The following is an 18617-nucleotide window of genomic DNA, read 5'->3' as shown; positions in this document are numbered from 1 at the left end:
AGCATTTTGAGGGGGATTAAATATTTGATATTGCTGGTAATAACGGTTGCCTGCTCATGTAACAACTCCGGGAATAAAGACCATACGGTAGTTTTTAAAGGCATATACAGCTTTGGCCCCGAGGTAAAATCATTTAAAGACTGCGACAATGGCCGTGAATTCTGGGTTACCGACAGCTCTAAACAATTGGAATTAAAATACTCGCAGTTAAATTTCGAAAAACCTTATGAGCCCGTTTATGTTGAAGTAGAGGGCATGAAAATACATTCAGACAAGGAAGGCCTCGGCTCTGAATACGACAGCACCCTGGTGGTGAAAAAATTGATAAAAATAACAAAGGAGATTCCGCAGGATATGTGCAGGTAGGGATTAGAGATTAGTTGAATGCGGTTTGCGATATAATATATTTTACAGGTGATTGGCATCCGGCCACACTTTTCAGCCAAAAAACATGGAATCAAAACGTCAGCAAAAATTTGCAGGAGTAATACAACAGGACCTCGCCGCTATATTTCAGCGCGAAGGGATGAACTATTTGCCAAATACCCTTGTTACCATAACCAAGGTAAGGGTAACACCTGACCTGGCTATCGCCCGCGTATTTTTAAGCTTTTTTAATAATACCAACACCCAGGCCGCCCTGCAAACTGTAAAGATGCATGCTTCCGAAATCCGTTATAAATTGGGTGCACGCATAAAAGACCAGGTGAGGATTATCCCCCAGCTGGAATTTTTTGTAGATGACACCAATGAATATGTGGAGCGCATGGATAAGATCTTCGATAAGATAAGTAAAGAAGACCGTCAACCCGAATAGCTATGGATGCAGCTGCGCGGTTGGCGATTTATCTTGAATCCCATCCTGAAATTATTGGTAAGGTAGTTGATTTTAACCCCTATGCTGATAAGCTGTACCATTTTGATTTTACCGCTGCCAATAAGGAGCTCAATCCGGATACTTTTTCGGATACAACGAAGTTTGACAGGTGGATAACCCAAAAACTTAGCGATAATAATTGCAAGTACGGTATAGGCGGTTATATGGAGCACCGAACCATTTATGCCCGCAGCAAACATTTTGACACGGAAGATGAGCCCCGCCGCCTGCATTTAGGCGTGGATATCTGGAGCGCAGCCGGCACACCTGTTTATTCGCCGCTGGCCGGTAAAGTTCACAGTTTTCAGAATAACAATAACTTTGGCGATTATGGCCCTGCTATTATTCTTGAACACAACCTTGATGGGTTAACACTATACAGCCTGTACGGGCATTTAAGTTTAAAAAGCCTTGACGGGTTGTATATCGGCAAGCCCATCAATCACAACGAGCAAATTGCCACGCTTGGAAATATGGAGGAAAATGGTCATTGGCCGCCGCATCTGCATTTTCAACTGATGTTTGATATGCAAGGCAAGCGGGGCGATTATCCTGGCGTTTGCAAATTTTCCGAAAAGGCTATTTACCAAAAAAATATCCCGGATCCGCAGCTGCTTTTAAGGTTCCCTGCAGCGGTTAATGACTAATTGTTTTTTAGCTATTATTGTCAACTACCCGCGCTTGTTGGTGTTGTCACCAACATGTACCGGATGCCCATATTGTCCTTTCTAGCCCTCAGATTAGCAACTTTATCATTATCACAAACTAGAGTTTTGTCGGCGACCACATCAATAAAGGCTGGAAACGACGGTTTTTTATTGTCAACTATACATTTTATTTCATCAATTTTATTTAGCTTAGGCTGATTTAAGATCGCAAAATCCATTTGTACCAAAAATATAAAACGATTTGTTCCTTTTTTATCGCCGGTTGAAATTTTAAAAGCCCTTTAAAAATCTATTTAAAGGGCTTTCTTTTTGCTTTAGATGTTATGTCTGTCGCTGGCTCCTGTACAACCAGCTGGCCAGCCAATCTGCGTCATGTGGCGTTAAGCGAACACGCTCGTAGTAATTAGCCTGCCTAACTGCTGCGAAAGCTAAATCAAACTCTTTATCATTAGTTGAATTGATGCAGGCCAACGTTTTAGCGCCGTACTTGCCGTCAACTATCAAAGCTTTAGGTTTAACCACATTGCAGGCGATCTGCGCGGCTTTTACCACGCCGATGATGCAAGGGTTAACCGAACAGTCAAATAGCGCGTTTGCCTTTACCTGGCTCATTACTGGGTCGAGACCGAGCAAGCTTCCTGGGCTTAACACATCCCAATAATTTGTTTTATAGAATGCCTGAACGTTTGCCTGTAACTGGTTGTTGCCGTTTAAAACAGTGTTTAACTGCGCTAACGTTAAGCTGCGGTTACCGGCCTTTACTGCATCAATTACAGCCCAACCCGGCCAATGCTGGTTTTGGCTCCTGTCTATGCCCCGGTATGTTTCGGCCTCATTGGTGCCTGGGTCATATCCGCCCTCGATGCCAAGGACGGTTCTTTTGTAAGCGATTTGAAAGTCTGCCATGTTAATTGGTTGATTGGGTTGGCTGACTAAGGTTAGCAATCGTTTTATCCTTGTCATTGCTCGACTTGCTGGATATAAAGTAATACGCCGGAACCAAGTATATTATATCTAATATCTTAGTTTCAGTGGCTTCTTTCAAATGGCCAAAAATGACCATTAAAGCGCCGCCAACTACAATTAAAATAGCCAGGGCCGCCTGCGCTTTTGTGTTGTGAATAAAATCTAATAGTTTCATTTTACTTGCTTTAAAAAGTTTTCACTCGCTGCATATAGGGCCGCTTTGCGTTTTGGCTTTTTGTCATTTAGGACAATAAGCCGGTTAATTTCCTCGATTATTTTCGCCTGGTTAGGCGTTAGTTTTTGCGCTTTCATAGTTGCCTTATTTTTTAACAACCGCACTATCCACAGGTAGCGCCCGCAACTGAACCATAGCCTTATCAATAGCGGCCTGGTTGTTTAACTTACTGTTGCTGTCGGTGTTTGGGTCATAAATCAAAATGTCCCGGTAACTGTGGACGGTATTAACAACTTGGTAATAGATGTTGGCAGGAACCTTTACAAAATATTCATAATGTAACTTTACCGGCTGTTTTTTTACGGTGTCTTTTTTAACTGATTCTTGGGCGAAACATACCGAGACTGTCAGGGTAAGAGCAATTAAAATAATATATTTCATTGTTTTGGTATTTTAAAAGTGAACGTGCTGTCATTAATAAATTTAACAGCTGATTTTTTGAATTTAACTGTGTATGTACCAGTGCTGTCAGCTACTGATATTTCCATGGTTGGGGTTGGCTGTACTCCAGTTACTATCAAGTATTTCGGCTTATATAAAGTCGTTTCGACTAATAAATATTTATTTGTAGACGACGTCACATGCTTCCATGTACTGTCAACCTTTACTTCCTTTTTGTTAACTGATTTTTGACCAAATGCGAAGCCGGTAACTATTACCAGCATTGCTGTTATAATGAGTTGTTTCATGCTATTGAACTATCCAATTAGAGCCGTTATATATAAGCTGATAAATAGTAGAATTAGGCAGCGTCGTTACTGTCGCACCTGTTTTGTCTTTTACTGTAGCTCCAGTAAAAAGCCAACTGAACCCTGAACTGTTTTTATTCCACAAACTAATAGTTACTCCTGTCCATACAGATGTCGACGGCATAGTTATATTTCTGTTAGCAGTTATAGCTGGAAATTCTATGAACTGAGATAAATTTACAGACGAGCCAGTTATACCATAATCAGCATCTGTCGCAGTATTTATTATTTTTTTTAATGCGTAATAAACATATGCTGTACTTGCTACCTGATTATTATATACTGTCGCGTCGAGTGTAGGAACGATAATTATATCACTGGTAGAAGAGCCCAGGGCTAAAACTGGTGAAGTTCCTACAGGACGAATCAAAGTATATCCTACGTTATTTGTAGATACTGACAGATAATTGCTTCCATCATAACCCGGTCTAAAATTATCACCTGTGGTACTTGTAACTTTTAGCAATCCTAATGCCGATGGGTTATTAACAGGTAAGTAGCCACCTAAGTTAGTAGCTAATCTACTTTGGCTTACTAATTTAGTTGTATCTGCTGTCAGTGTCAGATTGCTTGAAAGATTACCGCCTCCATTTAATCCATAACCTGTTGATATTGTTCTTATTGTAGGTACGTAGCTTGTCGCATCAAAACTTCCGTCAGCTTTTATAAATGAAGTCGATGGGCCAGGCCCTGTAGATGTTAAATTTTTACTTCCGTCCGTGAATACTGGCTTAGAAGCTGTTAAGGTTGAAACATTCATTGTTCCGACAAGATTCAGACTGCCGCCAATGGGCGTAAGTGTTAAGTTACCCAAACTGCCTACTGAAAATTTAACAAAATGAGTACTATCAGAACCTAATCGTAACTGCTCGGTTAAATTCGTAATTTCAAGTTTAGCGTTTGGATTTTTAGTGCCTATACCCCAGCTTAACGCATTTGTCATCCTTATTCCCTCGCCATTGCTGTTGGCTATTATAAAGTTCGGGTGTCCACCAGTAGAGTAAGTTGAAGTTATACCTACAAGATTGTGTGGTAAATCAGCTATAAGGCCTATACGAGGATTTATGACTCCATCCGCAACCCCGGCAATAACGGCAGATGTACCAGATGTTTGAGTAGCTTGTATTTGGGTATTTACTGTAGCTAAAGAACCGTCTAATATAGTTAGTTCTGAACCTGACCCTAACCCTATACCCATGTGTGTAGTTGCCTCATTAAAAATCGAATTGGCTCCAAAGAATATTTTTCCTTTTGTAGCATTTGAAGTAGTAGACAATGTTAAACTTCCTGACGCTAACGTGCTGCCTATGATATTTTGATTGCTTGATGCTATACCAGTGCTTAAGTTATTTGATAAGGTTCCGACAGATTTTGTAATCCCTGCACCCGCGGTTATAGCAGCCTGCGCCCTACTGTTCGTAAAATATAAATTAGTAGTCCCTTCCGAAATGTTATCTGTGTTCAACGCCACTATGCCTTGTTGTCCATTAACAGAAGTTACTCTGTTAGTACCAGCCGAAAGTTGCCATGCAGTGCCATTGTAAATAACGAAGTCTCCCTGTAAAAATCTAAGCGTTCCGCTGCCTAAATTTATATTACCGTCAGCCGAAGCCTCATACACCCACCCGGATGTTCCAACTCCGTCCGCAAGTGTTGGCGTATTAGTGTTTGGGTTCCATTGCCCTTTATAAATTAAAATATTCGCCGGAAGATTAGCGAGCGGTACTTTACCACCACCGTCCAAAGGGGCAACACCGTTCGGAACGTTTATTTGCGATACTTTAATGTAAGTACTTGCGTTATAAGCACTATCAGCATCTAAATCAGTGATTTTTGCAAATCGTATACCCGCATAATCTTTTATACTACCATTATTATCCGGCAAAAATTTTAGCCCGCTAAGCGGTGTACCAGATGTATTCCAAAATGTTGCCTCTAAACTACTTGTATTTGGTGAAATGTCACTTGATGTCCATTGCCAATGTCCATGTGTCGTTGATAATGAAGATAAAAATCCCAAATTTGCCCCCGGTTGTATTCCGAGTGTAGATCCAACTATGTAAGTAGGCGCGTGAAAATTATTTACGCCGTAATAGTCATTATTGCCGTGAAATAATTGATTAAACAAACTGTCAACATAAGCAATTGCGCCCTGTGGCGGTGATACCAACGTCCAGCAGCTGCATGATGTACTGTAACGATAAAGGCCCGGCGCTGTGCTGCCTGTTCTGTTATACAGTGCGCCGTTCTTTAAACTATCGGGAACATCCGAAGGAAAACCAGGCGCATCACCGCGCGGTATATTAAAAAAATAACGCGCTAATAGCTGCCGATCGGCGACTACCTGGTTAGCTATCGACCTGTCGACCGGCGCTTTCTGCTGTGCAAATGCCGTTATCGTGAGGCAGCACAGTAAAATCAAATTAATTAATCGTTTCATTTTTTATAGGGGTATTAATTTTAAACTATTCCAATAAATTTTATCCAGCAGCCTACTTTGTAGGGGTTCATGATGCTGTAAGGCTTCGCCACTTTTCCTGTGCCGGGGTCATATCCGCCTGTCGGATTACTTGTAAATGTCCGGTGAGTTCCAATGATAGCCGGGTCAGATGTCAGGTCGGGGCCGTTATCAGCGGCGTTTGCAAAATCACGGCTCGGAATATCCACATCATGCGTATGCGGAACCATTTCTTCCAGCGTGTTAGTGTGCGTTTTACTTCCCGCAGCAGCGCCCATTGTTTTAAAGTCGTCGTCGTCAGGGTCGAGGGCTACTGGCACTACGCCCTGCCAATCTGTGTCGCGCGCCCATCCGGCTGGTATGTCGGCAAGAGCGCCTGTCCACCATACCCTGCCGCCGTTTGCGCCGAGCGCGGTAGTTAGCAACGGCGCGCAAACCAGCTTCAGCAGCGCCACATCCGCCAGCAGCTGGTTATATTCACTGTCGCCGGACGCATCGCGTGAGCCGTTCACAATGATCGTGATGTGTGCTGCGTCATCCAGCTGGAACCCTGCAATCACCACGCTGCCTTTTGTATCGTCGTCAGGGTCAACAGGGTTATAGGTCAACGCCGACAAATGAAAGTCGCCCCCACCGAACTGGTCGGTACTTACCGGGTAATCCGTTTTATTCAGCAGTCGTTCGTCCTTAATGGTGGTAGCGCCGGTTCCTGCATCGTAGCTAAGCCCGGCAAATCCGGTGGTTACCATAAATACGGCAGACACGGCCACGTATGAGCCGCCGCCACCACCGCCACCGCCCGGCAGGTCAGTTACATCAACCTGCGTGCTTTTTCCTAACTGTCCGTCCCATACATGTACAAGGTCGCCAGCTGCCGGTTCGCGGCCTAAAACGGGTAATTGGTTGATGCGTTTTTTAACCATTTTAAATACTATTTAAAAGCTTTACAGCAGGCACCTGCGGCACTACCGTGTCGGCCAGCGTGAGCGAGTTGAACAAATAAGGATTACGCAGGCTGCGGTTATAACCCATCAGCCTGATAGGGCGATTGATATTGGCATCGGCCATTAAAAGCACCAGGCTGCCGCCCAATTGCAGCGGCGGGTTGTTGGCTTTAAAGTAACGCGGGTTACAGGCCACGGTAAATACCGGGCCGGGCCTTGCAGCCAGGTACTTTTGCGCGGCCAGCTTCAATTCGGCTTCGGCGGCGGTAACGTAGCTTAAAGGCATAATAATGTCGGTAAGTACATAGGTGTCGCCTACAGCCGGTCGCAGGTCGTCGTTTGGCAGCGTAATGGTTTGGCTGCTGGTGTTCGGGTTGATGACAAACGTTTTTGTTGCGTTGTCAAAGCTGTGTATCTCGAAAATCGTTCCGGCAAGCAGGCCAGTGTTAAAGGTTAGCTTTGCGGTCACGCCGGGTATCAGCTGGGTGTTTACATCAAAGTCGATAGCCGAATCGATAAACGTATCATTGGCGCTAACGGCGCTCACTACGCCGGTGCGGTGCGGGTATATCTCCTGCGTGCCGTTGCTGCCATCAAAATAGATGGTGCCTTCGTACACGCCATAAGCCGCTATGCTGCGCTCAATGTACAGGCTGTCGGCCATGCGCAGGCTCGGCGCGCCGCTTCGGTAGTTGTCGCCCAAATTCTTGCTGCTGCCATAGGCGTACAGGCGGGTAATTATGCCGGTGTAGTTATCCTGGTTGTTTTTGGTGACATTGTACAGCGCTTTGCCTTTGCCATATTCCAGCACTACGCCAGTGGCTGGTTGTAAGGTTATCAGACTGATCTTGTTTCCGCTGATCAAAAACTCGGTACCGAAGGCCTCGGCTATTTTGGTGAGCGCCTGTAAACAGGTCTCACCGGCAAAGTCCAATTGCTGAAAATCGGCATCTATCACAAAACCGGCCTGCCAGTTCTCTGACGGAAAAACGCGGTTCATGTTCCTTACCACCAAATCCAAAAAATCAGCAGGTTTGGCGCGCAGTGTAAATTTGCCTTCCGTAAAATTGTTATTGGCATTCAGGGTCAGGTACTGCGCCCTAACCAGCTGAAAATACTGGCCTTCCAGTGTCAGCGTATAGCTATAGCTGCGCTTCCAATTTCTTGACCACACTGCATCGCGGTTAAGCCGGTATTTATTGCCGTATATAGTGCAGTAATCGCCGATCTTGAAATCAAAGAACTCATAGCTGGTAAACGTAAGCGTAACGGTATCACCGCGCATAATACCGATGTCCTGGGCGCTGCGGTCGTCCGGGTCAACTACCGCAACAATGATGTTGTTATTGTACCTGTATATGGTGATCTGCTGGCTCATGCGATAATAAATTCGTCCAGGTCAGTAACTATGAACACATCTATATTATCGTTCGGGTCGCTTTCGCCGAATACCAGGTCGAAGGTTACGCCCACGTTTTGGGTGTCTAACCTGCGTTTTACCTTGCTTACATTCTGCTGCGTCTTAAAATATACCGTGAACGTTTGGTCGATGTCAGTAAAGTACAACTCCATGTTATTGGCGCTGCTCAACTCGGCAAAAAGGCCATAGTATTTGGTTTTAAAGTCGGCGCGGTCGGCACCCATCAGCAGCACCTTCAGCGTAAACTCGCGGGCCTCAAAATGCGGTTCCGAAAGGTCGATGTCTATGCCTTCCTCTTCCGGCCAATCGTGGCTCACGCTGTCCTTACGTTTCGGGTAGGCCAAAAACGTTTCCATGCCTGCCATAATGGTTAGGCCATAGGTGGTAAAAATTTCGTTTCCGTTTATGGTTGCCTGGCTCATGGTTATTTGGTTATACCGGCAGCGCGTAAAATGTTGCCGCTGGTGTCTTTTGTGTTCTTGTCGATGCTGGTTAAGCTGCTGGCCATAGTCGGCAGCACGTCGGTATTATCCGCTGTGCGTTTGGTGTTTGCGGCGATCTGCATTTGCAGCAGCGTCTGCTTTTTCATTTCAGCCAGCTGCGCTTCCTGGTTGGCTACGCCAGCCTCCAGCAGTTCATTGCTTTTTACCAGCGACAGCTGCATGCCGCGCCCGATACCTTCCAGCGCGTTAGCCTGCGTTTCGGTGATGCCGGATATTTGCCCGGATATTGCCGAAGGACTGCTGGTTGTGCTACCGGTGTTATCAATGGGCGACAAAGTAATGCCTGTAGCCTGCTGCACCTGCTGCAATTCGGTTTGCAGGTCGCCTTTTATCTTGTCGTATTCGGCTTGCAGCTTGGCGATGCTGTCTTTCGATAATATGCCGCCATCGGCCTGCGTGTACTTCGCCAAATCATCGTAAAAGGCCTGCATCTGCTTTTCGATGAACTGCGTTTCAAAGCCTTTTTCTACGGAGTTATGAATGATTTTAGTAAAGTCGTTGCCCCAATCCTGCGCGGTGGCGTTTACATTGAAAAGCAAATCTTTGATACCCGATACCAGGTCGTCGAACGTGCTGCCGGTAAATTCCGATTTAATCGCGTTTTGCGTGTCGATGGCCTGCTGCTGTAAGTCGATCAGGCTTTGTATTATCGCCTGGGTGCTGGCATCCAGTTTACCGCTGTCCATCAGCTTTTGCAAGTCTTCCAGCGACTTACCGGCCAGCGTAAATACCTTGCCGGTTTTCTCGCCGTTCTCGATGGCCTCTTTCCAAAAATTCGATATATCCTGACCGCTGTTGTATTTGCCGATGGCCTCGTCGGTCAGCTTGTCGCCGGTCAGCTGTATTTTGCCGGATAAAGTATTAAAGGCCTTTTCCTGCGCAGCGGCTATATCGGCCAGCGCCTTCAGGTAGCCGCTAACCCGTTCCGGGCCGTAAATCTGCTTAGTCAACTCTAATTGACGTTGCAGCCCCTTGTTTACCGCCTCAATGGCTTTTATTTGCAGATCGAGGTTATATTGTTCCTGCTCGGCCTTTTGTTTGGCGTTGCTGAATAAACCCACAACGGTAGTCACCACGCCTATGGCCGTGCCGACGATCCCTAACCCGGCGCTTAATTTTGAAAGACTGGTGGCGCTGTCGCTGCCCAGGGTATTCAGATTGCCCTTTATGCTGCCGATGCCCGATACTACGCTTCCCAGCGTTCCCAGCACATGGCCGAGCGTATCATCAAAATACGACAGCTCACTGCCCCATTGCTGCAAGGCGCTGCCCACCTCAATAAACTTTTCCGGAAGGTCGCTATCAGCTAAATTCGTTGCATTTTTTAGTTCATGGTTTATCTTGTCGTACGCCTCTTTTGTTATTTTACCGGCTTTCAATGCGGTATCAATATAAGTTTGGATAGCCGCTATATCCCGGCGTGTTTGCGACTGGGTAAGCGTATAAACACCGCTAAAAAGTTCCTTGTAAGCATCCAGCTTTTTAACCTGTGCCTCATCCAGCGCGGTCAGTTCATCCTGCGTATTTTTCCTTACCTGTGCGGCGCGTTCGTTTTGCCCGGCATCCAGCAGTTTCTTTTCAGCATCAGCGCCGGTTTCTAAGATCGCCTGCCGCTGCTCTTCATAGGTTGCTGTATCTTCCAGCAAGTTTTGCAGCGCCTTTTTCTGCGCTTCCCGGTTTTGGTCGATCTGCTTTTGCACCAGGTCGCGGCGTTCCTGGGCTGCGCCGCTCACATCGCTTGCATAGCTATGGTAAAGTTTATCAGCACTTTGATAAATAGTATTCAAATAATCGCCAAAGTCTTTTCCCGACTTCAACAAGTCTGCATACTCCATATTTGCAGAATCGCTGCCTACTTTAGCCTTATAAGCCTCATAGTCGGCATACATTTTCTTTTTAACCTCTATATCCTCGGCGATATGCTTGTTTTGATTACGAACCTCCTGCGTATCTACAGCCGAGTTTTCAGCGGCATCTATACGGGTGAGGATGCTATCGCCGATTTTATTAACGTTCTTAGGATTGGCATTAAATTCCGTAATCTTTGCGCGTAGTTGGTCATATTTATCAACGACTGCCTGTATCGCCATTTGGTCGGCAGTCAGTTCCTTACGCCTGTAGCTATCATTTACATCAAATATCTGCTGTAGCAAATTTTGTTGCCTTTTTAAAGCTTCAGCGGCAGCGTTTTCAGCAGATTTGCCATCTGTCGTTTTAGGGGAATAGGCTTTTAACAATTCCTCTACCTTGCGTATTTTATCCTGGTAAATCTTTATTTGTGCATCGTTTGGTGCAAGCGCATCCAGTTTAGCCTGTAGTGATTTTTTAAGAACTTCTAAAACAGCGGGGCCGTTCGCGTTCTTAATTATATCATCAAATTGCTTTAAAGGGTCTGAAATCAGCTTATTGCCATTAAGCAATTGCTGCGCAATTTTGGCAGCACCACCGGCTGCATTTAGCAGGTAGTCAACCTGTTTTTGGTAAACTTCTTTTTGTTCCTCTAAAGCTTTTATGTCTTTTGTGGCATACTCACTAAGCCCTGTAACTTGATCTTGAAGTGTTATAACTGAACTTATCACAGATGCGCCCCCACCAGATATGGATGATTGCGAACCGGTGCCGGATGGAATATTCCCGCGCCGCTTTGCCGAGTTTATATCGTCGATCAGCTTAGCGCGGCGCTGATCTTGCTGAAAATTTATTTCCTGTATTTGGCTGGTTAGCTCCGTTATTTTTTTAAGCGATGCCTGCGCCTGTGCCTGCGCCAGTATGCTTTTGGTAACCATATCGTAACTACCAGCAAGTTTACCGTTTGCTATCTCCAATTCGGAGACGTTTGCAAACTCGTCAGGGTAAAGCTTTTTAAGTTCGTTCGCGGCGGCTATTCTGTCAGCCATAGCAGAATTTACATCTGTTGCAGCTTTGTAGTATAATTTGAGACTGGCAAGGCCGCTCCCGGCTATTTCTGCTGCTTGTTTCTGTACATCAATTAGCGCCTGTAAATTTTGCTTAACCTGGTTAAGTGCATCGCGTCCTTTAAATAATGCCGACAACCATTCGATAACCGGGCCGGTGGCAAAAGCAATAATACCAGCAATGCCAATGCCAGGCAGTATTTGCGCAAGCTTCCTTAATCCACCCCACGCTGTATTGACAAAACCGGCGCTTTGCTTTACCTTATTGCCAAACTCATCAAAGCCTTTTTTTCCGAGGTTTGAGAATTTGGTCACCTCGGCTTCGGTTTCCTGTATGGCAAGATTTATTCGCTTTAAGTCCTGCGGTGATTGTGCAGTAAGTTTCAGCGCCTGCAACTGTGTTAACGTTACTTTCAATTCTTCAAGCAGTCCCAACTGCTCTACCTGTTCAGCATTGGTAACGGCTGTTTGTTCGGCCCAATAAGTTTCAGCGGCGGCGATGGCTTCAACTTCTGTTTGAAACTGCGCAGCGGTAATTACCCCGGCTTCCAAATCGGCATTTAAGGCGCGTATCAGTTCATCTGTACCGCTCAAAGCTACGCGCCCGGTGTCTCCAGCAGCTTGCAGCGAATCTGCGTAAGCCTGCACCTCGGCGGCGCTGTCAGAAAACCCGCCTTTGTTTACGAGTTTTTGAATAGCAGCGGCTGCACTGGTGGCACCGGCTTCCACGCGCGAGGTAACGCCCTGCAAAGTGGCTTCGGCCTGTGCAGCGTCGGCTTTCAGCAGGTTGTTATTGATAACAAACTCTATACTAATCGGGCCTAATTCCTCGTCCATTGTTACAGTTTCAAAAAGTCCTCAAAATCTTCCAGGCTTTCCAGTTCCCTGCCTTTCGGCTCTGTTTTCCCTGTTTTAAACCGGGGCGCATCCGCCAGCATCAGCTGCACGTGCGGCCACGGTATGCGCCACAGCAGGTAGTGGCGCGTCCAGTGCAATTCCTTTAAAATATTTATCTCGATTCCCCAGGGGCTATTCATGCCGAGGCATGTTAACTCCCCTAAGCTGTTTGGCTCTGATTGGGCGCTGTCCTCTTCATCATCCGCACCAACCTGATAGTATTGGTAAAAGCGTCGCTGCCGGTAAGCGACACCAGCGTGTCGGCTAAGGTTAGCAGCTGTACGTTATTCAGCCTCCAGTAAAGCCAGGCTGCAACGGGCCGGGCAAAAAGCCAGCCGGTAAGCCAGCCGTTAAGCAGCGCCTGTGCGACGATCTTCGTCAGCGTCTTACCGTGCTTCGCAAACAGGTTGTGTATGTTTTCGCCGGTCATATCCTTTAGCCGGTCATCGCTGATGCCCATGCTTAAAAACAGGGCGCTGATGCGGTACAGCGTGCCGAGGTATGGCATGCGCACCACCACGTTTATTTTGCGTTTACCAAACAGCCGGAATAATAAAGGCGCCGTTACCGGCACCTTTATTCCTCTGTCCAGCAGCCTTTCAGCTGCGTTAAGTTCGATGTTTTTCACAGCCTTACGCGGTTATGGTGATGGTTACATCATCGCTGGCCGAATAGCCGTTGCTGTCGGTAGCGGTGAGGGTGAACACGTAGTCGCCAACGGTGGTTAAGCCGGTAACATTGTTTACCAGGGCGGCAGGCGTTGCCATTACCGGCGCATCGGCACCGTTTGGCTTGCTCTTTACTGTCCATTGGTAAGTTGCGGTGCCGCGGAACGGCGTTGCGGTGCCGGTAAGCGTAGCAATGTGAACGGCCACCGCTACCGATTGCGCGTCGCCTGCGTCAACTACGGGGGCGGTGTAAGTTTTGATGCCCAACGGGCTTACCACAGGGTTCTTTGGCAGCAGTACCTTGGCTTTAATGTCCACCAGGCCGATCTTTGCTTTACCGAGATCGATATTGATTACAGCGGTTATCTTAGCGCGGGGTACTTCGAACAGTATATCGCGCTTGCTGATGATCTGTAATGCTTTTTCGATATTCACGATAACGCGGGACATTTCCCATCCGCCGCCTACTACCGTACCCGCTTTCAGCGTTTCCAGTGTTTCATCGGTCAAATCGGTTATCGACCATGCGATCATAATATCGCCCTGCTCGTTTATCGATTCTATAGGGAAGTCCTCTTCCTCTGCCCAAAAGTCGGTAGTGGTGGGGTCGGCTTCTTTTATGCTGGCGCTATCCTTATAGGTTAGTGCCAGCTGTGCCAACACGGTCGACATCGTGCCGTCGTCAGGTATATCGCCCAGCTTAACGGACTTTATACCGAAAGTTCTTTTTTCTGACATTGTGTATTTTTAATAGGGGTTAAAAACTAATTTCAAGACAAATACGAATTGCGTGGAGGCTTACCGTATTTATTCAGCGCCTTGCAGCTTTGCCAGTTCGGCTTCGAGTGTTTGCAACTTGGTTAACGCTTCGTTTGATTTGGCGACAGTCTCATCATACGCCTTTTGCAGTTTTTCCGAGGCTTTTTTCGCTTTATCGTCGGCACCTTCGGCACCGGCTGCAGCTATGGCTTTATCCAGTTCTTCCTTTTTGGCTGGCAGTGCTTGTAGATATTTATTATAGATAGTTTTAGCACCTATAATTACAAACTCAAGCTTTCTGACTGCTGCGGCTTTGTCGTCGTGGTTGTTGGTGGCTTTGTCCATGTCGTCTTTTTCAATCCGGGTGATGGTTTTATCCTTCAGCGAATGCGAATGGTTCCACGCATCATGGTGCTTAAAAAACGGCTGGCCATCGCTGGTAAAGTGTACCGTATCATGCGCCGAGTGATTGGCGAATATCTCTTTTGCTCTTTCTTTTAATTCCATTTTAAAAGTATTTTAAAAGGTTTTTTAGTTTGTTAAATTGTAGTGATAAGGTCAGGCTGCTGCTTTATCTGTTATTTGCCGCGAATCAACGCGGCGTTGGAGACGGTGGATGTTTGGCTGCTGTTGTTACTCTTATAGATGGCCTTGTAATACTGAAAGGCGTTACCCGTAAGCTTCCAGGTCTTGACCTGTGCGCCTGCCACGTTCGCCACCGCCAGCGTATCTGTCGAGGTGGTGGCAAAGTCGTACCTGACGCCATCTACCGAGCCGTACAGCTTTACGGAGCCGCCAGGCGAGCCGGTCAGTTTGGTAACTGCCGCCTGTATGGTGATGATGGCCGGGTTTCCGGGTATCTGCAATACCTGCGATACCGAGGCGGCATTAGTTACCGTGTCCAGCCCGGCTTTGTGAACGGTTACATCGCTTTGGAGGGGCTTAACTACCGACTGCGCATTTACAGCCGTGAACGAAAACAAGGCTATGCCAAAAAAGAAAAGTAATTTTTTCATTGTGTGTTATAGTTTTATGGGTGAATACTTTTTAAACAGATACCAGGCCACACCAACGGTGGCTAACCCGGCTAATAACCAGCACCACCAGGGTACGCTAAGCCCTGCTTTTGTTGTAGTGGCGGATTGCACCTTTACGGCGGAATCCTTTTGCATCGTCTCGCGGACATCGGCCTGCTCTGTCTGTGTGGTGCTGGTTATTGCTTTAGGCTTTGCGATGGCAGTATAGCTGGCCTTGAACCCGGCCAGTTTGCCACCTGCCGTTTTTAACGGCGTAAGGGTTTCAAAGAACGACAGGCCTGTAGACTGGCCGTGTATTATGTACCCGGCTGTATCGCTGGTCAGGCTGTCTGCCGGTATGAACGACTGCCCTTGCAGGCTGTCGCTGTAAAATTTTGTAATTGTTTCGGTAACAGAACTGCTGTCGGCTTTCCGCAGGGTTACCTGTGTTACGCTGGTATCGGTATTGATGGTATGCTTTACACTTCCGCATCCGGCACCTGCCAACCCGATAATAATCAATGCAGCTTTTCTCATCCCTCTGTTGATTTAAATACGTTTTGAATTTTGTTTATCCATGCCGTCTTATCCTTGCCGCTGATAACGGCAAGGTTTTCAAGAATGCTGATAATGTTCTCCAGTGCTATCTGCACGATCAGGAACACGTTGAGCCAGTCGAACGCCCAGGCGGCTACTGTTTTTTTATGGGCCTCGAAACTTTTTGATAGGCCATAGCTGGCCCCGATCAGCACCAGGTAACAGGCCAGCTTAAGCCCGAAGCGCGACAGCTTCACGCTGCTGATGCTTTCCTTTCTCACGATAGCGGCGCTGATGCCGGTAACCAGTTCCATAATGAACACGGCCACCAGTCCAACAAATCCAACATTATCCAGTCCGAACACCTTATCTACATCTACCCACACTGCGCTGCCGATCAGTAAGCCGATATGCACATTGTATTTAAACGAGGGTGCCAGGCTATGGAAAAAGCTTTCGGCGCTGTGCCAGTCGTATGTTTTTAAAAGCCGTTCTGCAAATAGTTTCATTGGGTTTCCGGTATTGCACCCCGGCTGCGCGCCGGGGTGCGGTTGCTGCTATCGTTGATTGAGGGGGTTATCGGGGGTTATGCTGTCAAACCAGGCGCTAAAACCATTATGCCTTCTTTGTTGGTACGGCATGCGCTTCCGCCCATACGTACAAGGAAAGAATAGATGTCGCCATAAAATTGCGGGTCGCCCAGTTTCTCAAAGAATTTAATATCGCCAAGCGCACGCTCTACGGCCATGCCCCACCATAACAATATACCTTCGCTATCAGTAGGGTCTGAAGCTGCGCCAGGTGCTTTGATATTGCCGTTAACGTCTACAATAAGAACGGTACTGCGCTCGCGGATGTCAAATCCCTGCGCTTTGTACATTAATCCGTTCCGGCGTTCCTGTTCGGTCACTGATGCCATTGCGGTAGTGGTTACCAGGTTATTTGCCGGGAACATCTGCGCCAGCAGGTTAGAAGGGACAAGGGCATTCATGCCCATAGAGAAAAAGCGGTTTTCGTTGGCAAGGAAAGTCCGTCCGATCTGCAAATCTGTTACCCTTGTCGCTTTACGCTGACCGGTTGCACCTGGTGCGGTAGCCGCTACAAGGTCATCGGTGCCATCTTCTTTAACGCCAAGCGTGCGCAATACGCGCCCTGCTGGCATGCCATTGCTCCAGTTATAAAGCATGTTTTCTGCAACTTCCTGCTGAAGCTTTAATTTATCTTCACCCAGCGCGCTGTTACGCTTATCATAGCTTAACTGTACAGTATCAGCGTTGGGGATATAAAGCGGGTCAGATGTGTACTCATCCAGCGCGTAGGTATTAATCGTATCAGTACGCTTGCGAACATCAGCCGGAACGCTTAAACGGTTTTTAACCACATTACCGGGGCCGCCTGATTGCGGGTGATGAACTACAGCGCCGCCTAATACATCGCCGCTTACGTCCTTAGATTGGTTAATAAAAGAGTTATCTTTAAAAATCGCCTCTTCTATATCAGATTCCCAAATTTCTACAGCTACCCCTGTGCGGACTATGCCTAAAAGTTGGTTTTTATTGCGAAAGCCAAGCGCTACACCTAATAGCAATGAAGCGCCAACGGTATAGGTGATTTGTACGCTAAAAATGAATGAAATTACTATTGCAACCAGGATGTTGTAAAGTAAATTAAGTGGTTTAAAATGGATGTTTTTCATCTCGTTTTTTGTTATTTTAATAGGGGTTATAAACTTTTACATGAGGTTTTAAATCCGTCAGGATTAGTCTTTAAAGTCTTTTCCGAAACGTTCCTTGTACTTGGCTTTAAAGGCGTTGATGTCAAGGTCTTTCAGTTTCACCAGCTTATTTTGCTGGTCGAGTTCCTGGTAGGACAGCTTCATCAAACCGGCTACCTCATCTGATAACTGCAAAGTGTTTTTTCCGTGCAGTTCGCGGATAGTGGGGTTTGCAGGAATAGCAGCCAGGTAGGCTTCAATCTTCTCTACGTTTCCGTCGGACAGCTTAACCACCGCTTTCCACTGCTCTTCGGTCAGCTTACGGTCAACTGTTACCGCGCTATCGTGCAATCCTTTCAGCTTTATTTCGCTAACCTTGCTTAACTCGGCTGTCAACTCGATCACCTTGTCGTCAGAAATTTTCTTTTCATCCTTTAGCTTAATCAGTTCCTTGTTATTGGTGTCTGCCAGCTGGATAAGTTCGATAAGCTTTTGCTGCACTTCCTTTTCGGTAGGGTCGTCGCTAAGCTTGATAAGGGGCAATAGCGGCGCTATTGCAATGCTTGTTATTTTCATATCTGCGTTTTTTGGTTTTGTCGGTATTTCAAAGGGGAATTTGCCATCGGCCAGCTTAATCAGCTTTCCAGCTTCGTCGCACAGTTCTATGCCGTACGCGTCAGGATTGCCACCGATGTCAACGGCGCTGATCTCCTTTAACAGTGATTTGGTGATCGTAGGGCCGGTTTGGCCTTGCAGCATATCTTCCGGCTCCATGCTTACTTCCATCGGCAGTGCGCAAAGGCTGAACATATTGTAAATGCCCTTCTCGTATTTGTCGTACACGCTTTTGGCAAAGGTATCGCCGTCATCAAAGTACGGCTGTCCTGACATTACCCCGTCCTTATCGATCTGTATGTCATCGATGTAACCCAGGGCTAAAACCTCGTCCTTACGTGCGCCGGTGGGGCGGTAGTGCAGCCACAGCATAACGCGGTTATTGTTGTACTGGCTTTGGTCTATGCCTTCGCTTAAAACACGGTAGCCGTAGTTATTTACCGCGTTGGAATTAATCACATATCGCTTTGTTGTTTTGAGCATGGGCTACCGTGTTTTTTAATGCGTTGGTGTTGTTTGTGGCCTCAAAGTAAAGGCGCTATTTCCGCCAAAAAAAACCGGCTTTTGGCGTGATTACACAGCCCGTATTAAAAGATTACAGTTACTGCAATCATCCGGAAATCGCTTTTTTTTAGGGCTTTTAAAGGATGCACTTTTGGATAGAAAACCGCTGAAT

At 46.6% G+C, this 18617-nt stretch carries 21 protein-coding genes; 3 read left to right on the top strand and 18 right to left on the bottom strand.

The window, feature by feature from the left end; all coding sequences use genetic code 11:
* Positions 1-6: 6 nt before the first annotated feature.
* The 3 genes from Q3W13_RS08240 to Q3W13_RS08230 all read left to right on the top strand — a co-directional run bounded on the left by Q3W13_RS08240 (position 7) and on the right by Q3W13_RS08230 (position 1524).
* On the top strand, positions 7-366 hold the full coding sequence (locus Q3W13_RS08240) for a hypothetical protein (protein WP_302862815.1): 360 nt from the start codon (positions 7-9) through the stop codon (positions 364-366).
* Positions 367-451: 85 nt separating this feature from the next.
* Positions 452-817 (top strand): 30S ribosome-binding factor RbfA, encoded by a 366-nt coding sequence (gene rbfA / locus Q3W13_RS08235; RefSeq protein WP_302862813.1) that lies wholly within the window; start codon positions 452-454, stop codon positions 815-817.
* A 2-nt stretch (positions 818-819) separates the two neighbouring features.
* Positions 820-1524: a peptidoglycan DD-metalloendopeptidase family protein gene (locus Q3W13_RS08230; protein WP_302862812.1), complete on the top strand. Its 705-nt coding sequence runs from the start codon at positions 820-822 to the stop codon at positions 1522-1524.
* 342 nt (positions 1525-1866) lie between these two features.
* Here Q3W13_RS08230 and Q3W13_RS08225 read toward each other — a convergent pair whose 3' ends face one another.
* The 18 genes from Q3W13_RS08225 to Q3W13_RS08140 form a co-directional block, all read right to left on the bottom strand.
* A complete protein-coding gene (locus tag Q3W13_RS08225; protein ID WP_302862810.1) occupies positions 1867-2451 on the bottom strand; it encodes a glycosyl hydrolase 108 family protein in 585 nt (194 codons plus the stop codon).
* Position 2452: 1 nt separating this feature from the next.
* A complete protein-coding gene (locus tag Q3W13_RS08220) occupies positions 2453-2686 on the bottom strand; it encodes a hypothetical protein (protein WP_302862808.1) in 234 nt (77 codons plus the stop codon).
* 144 nt (positions 2687-2830) lie between these two features.
* Positions 2831-3127, bottom strand: a complete 297-nt coding sequence (locus Q3W13_RS08215) for a hypothetical protein (RefSeq protein WP_302862806.1) — start codon at positions 3125-3127, stop codon at positions 2831-2833.
* Complete coding sequence (locus Q3W13_RS08210) at positions 3124-3435, bottom strand: hypothetical protein (protein ID WP_302862805.1); 312 nt, start codon at positions 3433-3435, stop codon at positions 3124-3126. The genes Q3W13_RS08215 and Q3W13_RS08210 overlap by 4 nt, the downstream gene beginning before the upstream one ends.
* 1 nt (position 3436) lies before the next feature.
* Complete coding sequence (locus Q3W13_RS08205; protein WP_302862803.1) at positions 3437-5935, bottom strand: hypothetical protein; 2499 nt, start codon at positions 5933-5935, stop codon at positions 3437-3439.
* 20 nt (positions 5936-5955) lie between these two features.
* The gene (locus Q3W13_RS08200; RefSeq protein WP_302862801.1) at positions 5956-6876 is read right to left on the bottom strand and encodes a hypothetical protein; all 921 of its coding nucleotides are present in this window, start codon (positions 6874-6876) and stop codon (positions 5956-5958) included.
* A 1-nt stretch (position 6877) separates the two neighbouring features.
* Positions 6878-8275, bottom strand: coding sequence for a hypothetical protein (locus tag Q3W13_RS08195; protein ID WP_302862800.1), 1398 nt, complete (start codon positions 8273-8275; stop codon positions 6878-6880).
* Positions 8272-8739: a hypothetical protein gene (locus Q3W13_RS08190; RefSeq protein WP_302862798.1), complete on the bottom strand. Its 468-nt coding sequence runs from the start codon at positions 8737-8739 to the stop codon at positions 8272-8274. The genes Q3W13_RS08195 and Q3W13_RS08190 overlap by 4 nt, the downstream gene beginning before the upstream one ends.
* A gap of 2 nt (positions 8740-8741) precedes the next feature.
* Entirely contained in the window at positions 8742-12572 is a 3831-nt protein-coding gene (locus Q3W13_RS08185; RefSeq protein WP_302862796.1) for a hypothetical protein, read from the bottom strand.
* A 2-nt stretch (positions 12573-12574) separates the two neighbouring features.
* Positions 12575-12772 (bottom strand): hypothetical protein, encoded by a 198-nt coding sequence (locus Q3W13_RS08180; RefSeq protein ID WP_302862794.1) that lies wholly within the window; start codon positions 12770-12772, stop codon positions 12575-12577.
* A gap of 20 nt (positions 12773-12792) precedes the next feature.
* Complete coding sequence (locus Q3W13_RS08175) at positions 12793-13260, bottom strand: hypothetical protein (protein ID WP_302862792.1); 468 nt, start codon at positions 13258-13260, stop codon at positions 12793-12795.
* 4 nt (positions 13261-13264) lie between these two features.
* Positions 13265-14038 (bottom strand): hypothetical protein, encoded by a 774-nt coding sequence (locus Q3W13_RS08170; RefSeq protein WP_302862790.1) that lies wholly within the window; start codon positions 14036-14038, stop codon positions 13265-13267.
* Positions 14039-14107: 69 nt separating this feature from the next.
* Positions 14108-14566, bottom strand: a complete 459-nt coding sequence (locus Q3W13_RS08165; protein WP_302862789.1) for a hypothetical protein — start codon at positions 14564-14566, stop codon at positions 14108-14110.
* Between the two features lie 71 nt (positions 14567-14637).
* The gene (locus Q3W13_RS08160; RefSeq protein ID WP_302862788.1) at positions 14638-15075 is read right to left on the bottom strand and encodes a hypothetical protein; all 438 of its coding nucleotides are present in this window, start codon (positions 15073-15075) and stop codon (positions 14638-14640) included.
* 6 nt (positions 15076-15081) lie between these two features.
* Positions 15082-15612: a hypothetical protein gene (locus Q3W13_RS08155; protein ID WP_302862786.1), complete on the bottom strand. Its 531-nt coding sequence runs from the start codon at positions 15610-15612 to the stop codon at positions 15082-15084.
* Positions 15609-16121 carry a phage holin family protein gene (locus Q3W13_RS08150; RefSeq protein WP_302862784.1) on the bottom strand — a complete coding sequence of 171 codons (513 nt, stop codon included), beginning with the start codon at positions 16119-16121 and terminating at the stop codon, positions 15609-15611. Before Q3W13_RS08150 ends, Q3W13_RS08155 begins: the two co-directional genes overlap by 4 nt.
* Positions 16122-16198: 77 nt before the next feature.
* Positions 16199-17308, bottom strand: a complete 1110-nt coding sequence (locus Q3W13_RS08145; protein ID WP_302862782.1) for a hypothetical protein — start codon at positions 17306-17308, stop codon at positions 16199-16201.
* 63 nt (positions 17309-17371) lie between these two features.
* On the bottom strand, positions 17372-18424 hold the full coding sequence (locus tag Q3W13_RS08140) for a hypothetical protein (RefSeq protein WP_302862781.1): 1053 nt from the start codon (positions 18422-18424) through the stop codon (positions 17372-17374).
* Positions 18425-18617: the final 193 nt, after the last annotated feature.

Origin of the sequence: Mucilaginibacter sp. L3T2-6, assembly GCF_030519355.1 — a bacterium.
Classification (GTDB): Bacteria; Bacteroidota; Bacteroidia; order Sphingobacteriales; family Sphingobacteriaceae; genus Mucilaginibacter.
Note: the sequence above shows the minus strand (reverse complement) of the source record. Positions and strands in the feature narration are given on the sequence as shown.

Bases quoted from the DNA above. Each gene is read 5' to 3' on its own strand.
- Q3W13_RS08195 (WP_302862800.1), bottom strand. From the start codon at position 8,275: ATGAGCCAGCAGATCACCATATACAGGTACAATAACAACATCATTGTT.
- Q3W13_RS08205 (WP_302862803.1), bottom strand. From the start codon at position 5,935: ATGAAACGATTAATTAATTTGATTTTACTGTGCTGCCTCACGATAACG.
- Q3W13_RS08170 (WP_302862790.1), bottom strand. From the start codon at position 14,038: ATGTCAGAAAAAAGAACTTTCGGTATAAAGTCCGTTAAGCTGGGCGAT.
- Q3W13_RS08165 (WP_302862789.1), bottom strand. From the start codon at position 14,566: ATGGAATTAAAAGAAAGAGCAAAAGAGATATTCGCCAATCACTCGGCG.
- Q3W13_RS08215 (WP_302862806.1), bottom strand. From the start codon at position 3,127: ATGAAATATATTATTTTAATTGCTCTTACCCTGACAGTCTCGGTATGT.
- Q3W13_RS08210 (WP_302862805.1), bottom strand. From the start codon at position 3,435: ATGAAACAACTCATTATAACAGCAATGCTGGTAATAGTTACCGGCTTC.
- Q3W13_RS08145 (WP_302862782.1), bottom strand. From the start codon at position 17,308: ATGAAAAACATCCATTTTAAACCACTTAATTTACTTTACAACATCCTG.
- Q3W13_RS08160 (WP_302862788.1), bottom strand. From the start codon at position 15,075: ATGAAAAAATTACTTTTCTTTTTTGGCATAGCCTTGTTTTCGTTCACG.
- Q3W13_RS08220 (WP_302862808.1), bottom strand. From the start codon at position 2,686: ATGAAACTATTAGATTTTATTCACAACACAAAAGCGCAGGCGGCCCTG.
- Q3W13_RS08155 (WP_302862786.1), bottom strand. From the start codon at position 15,612: ATGAGAAAAGCTGCATTGATTATTATCGGGTTGGCAGGTGCCGGATGC.
- Q3W13_RS08180 (WP_302862794.1), bottom strand. From the start codon at position 12,772: ATGAATAGCCCCTGGGGAATCGAGATAAATATTTTAAAGGAATTGCAC.
- rbfA (WP_302862813.1), top strand. From the start codon at position 452: ATGGAATCAAAACGTCAGCAAAAATTTGCAGGAGTAATACAACAGGAC.
- Q3W13_RS08140 (WP_302862781.1), bottom strand. From the start codon at position 18,424: ATGCTCAAAACAACAAAGCGATATGTGATTAATTCCAACGCGGTAAAT.
- Q3W13_RS08185 (WP_302862796.1), bottom strand. From the start codon at position 12,572: ATGGACGAGGAATTAGGCCCGATTAGTATAGAGTTTGTTATCAATAAC.
- Q3W13_RS08230 (WP_302862812.1), top strand. From the start codon at position 820: ATGGATGCAGCTGCGCGGTTGGCGATTTATCTTGAATCCCATCCTGAA.
- Q3W13_RS08225 (WP_302862810.1), bottom strand. From the start codon at position 2,451: ATGGCAGACTTTCAAATCGCTTACAAAAGAACCGTCCTTGGCATCGAG.
- Q3W13_RS08150 (WP_302862784.1), bottom strand. From the start codon at position 16,121: ATGAAACTATTTGCAGAACGGCTTTTAAAAACATACGACTGGCACAGC.
- Q3W13_RS08200 (WP_302862801.1), bottom strand. From the start codon at position 6,876: ATGGTTAAAAAACGCATCAACCAATTACCCGTTTTAGGCCGCGAACCG.
- Q3W13_RS08190 (WP_302862798.1), bottom strand. From the start codon at position 8,739: ATGAGCCAGGCAACCATAAACGGAAACGAAATTTTTACCACCTATGGC.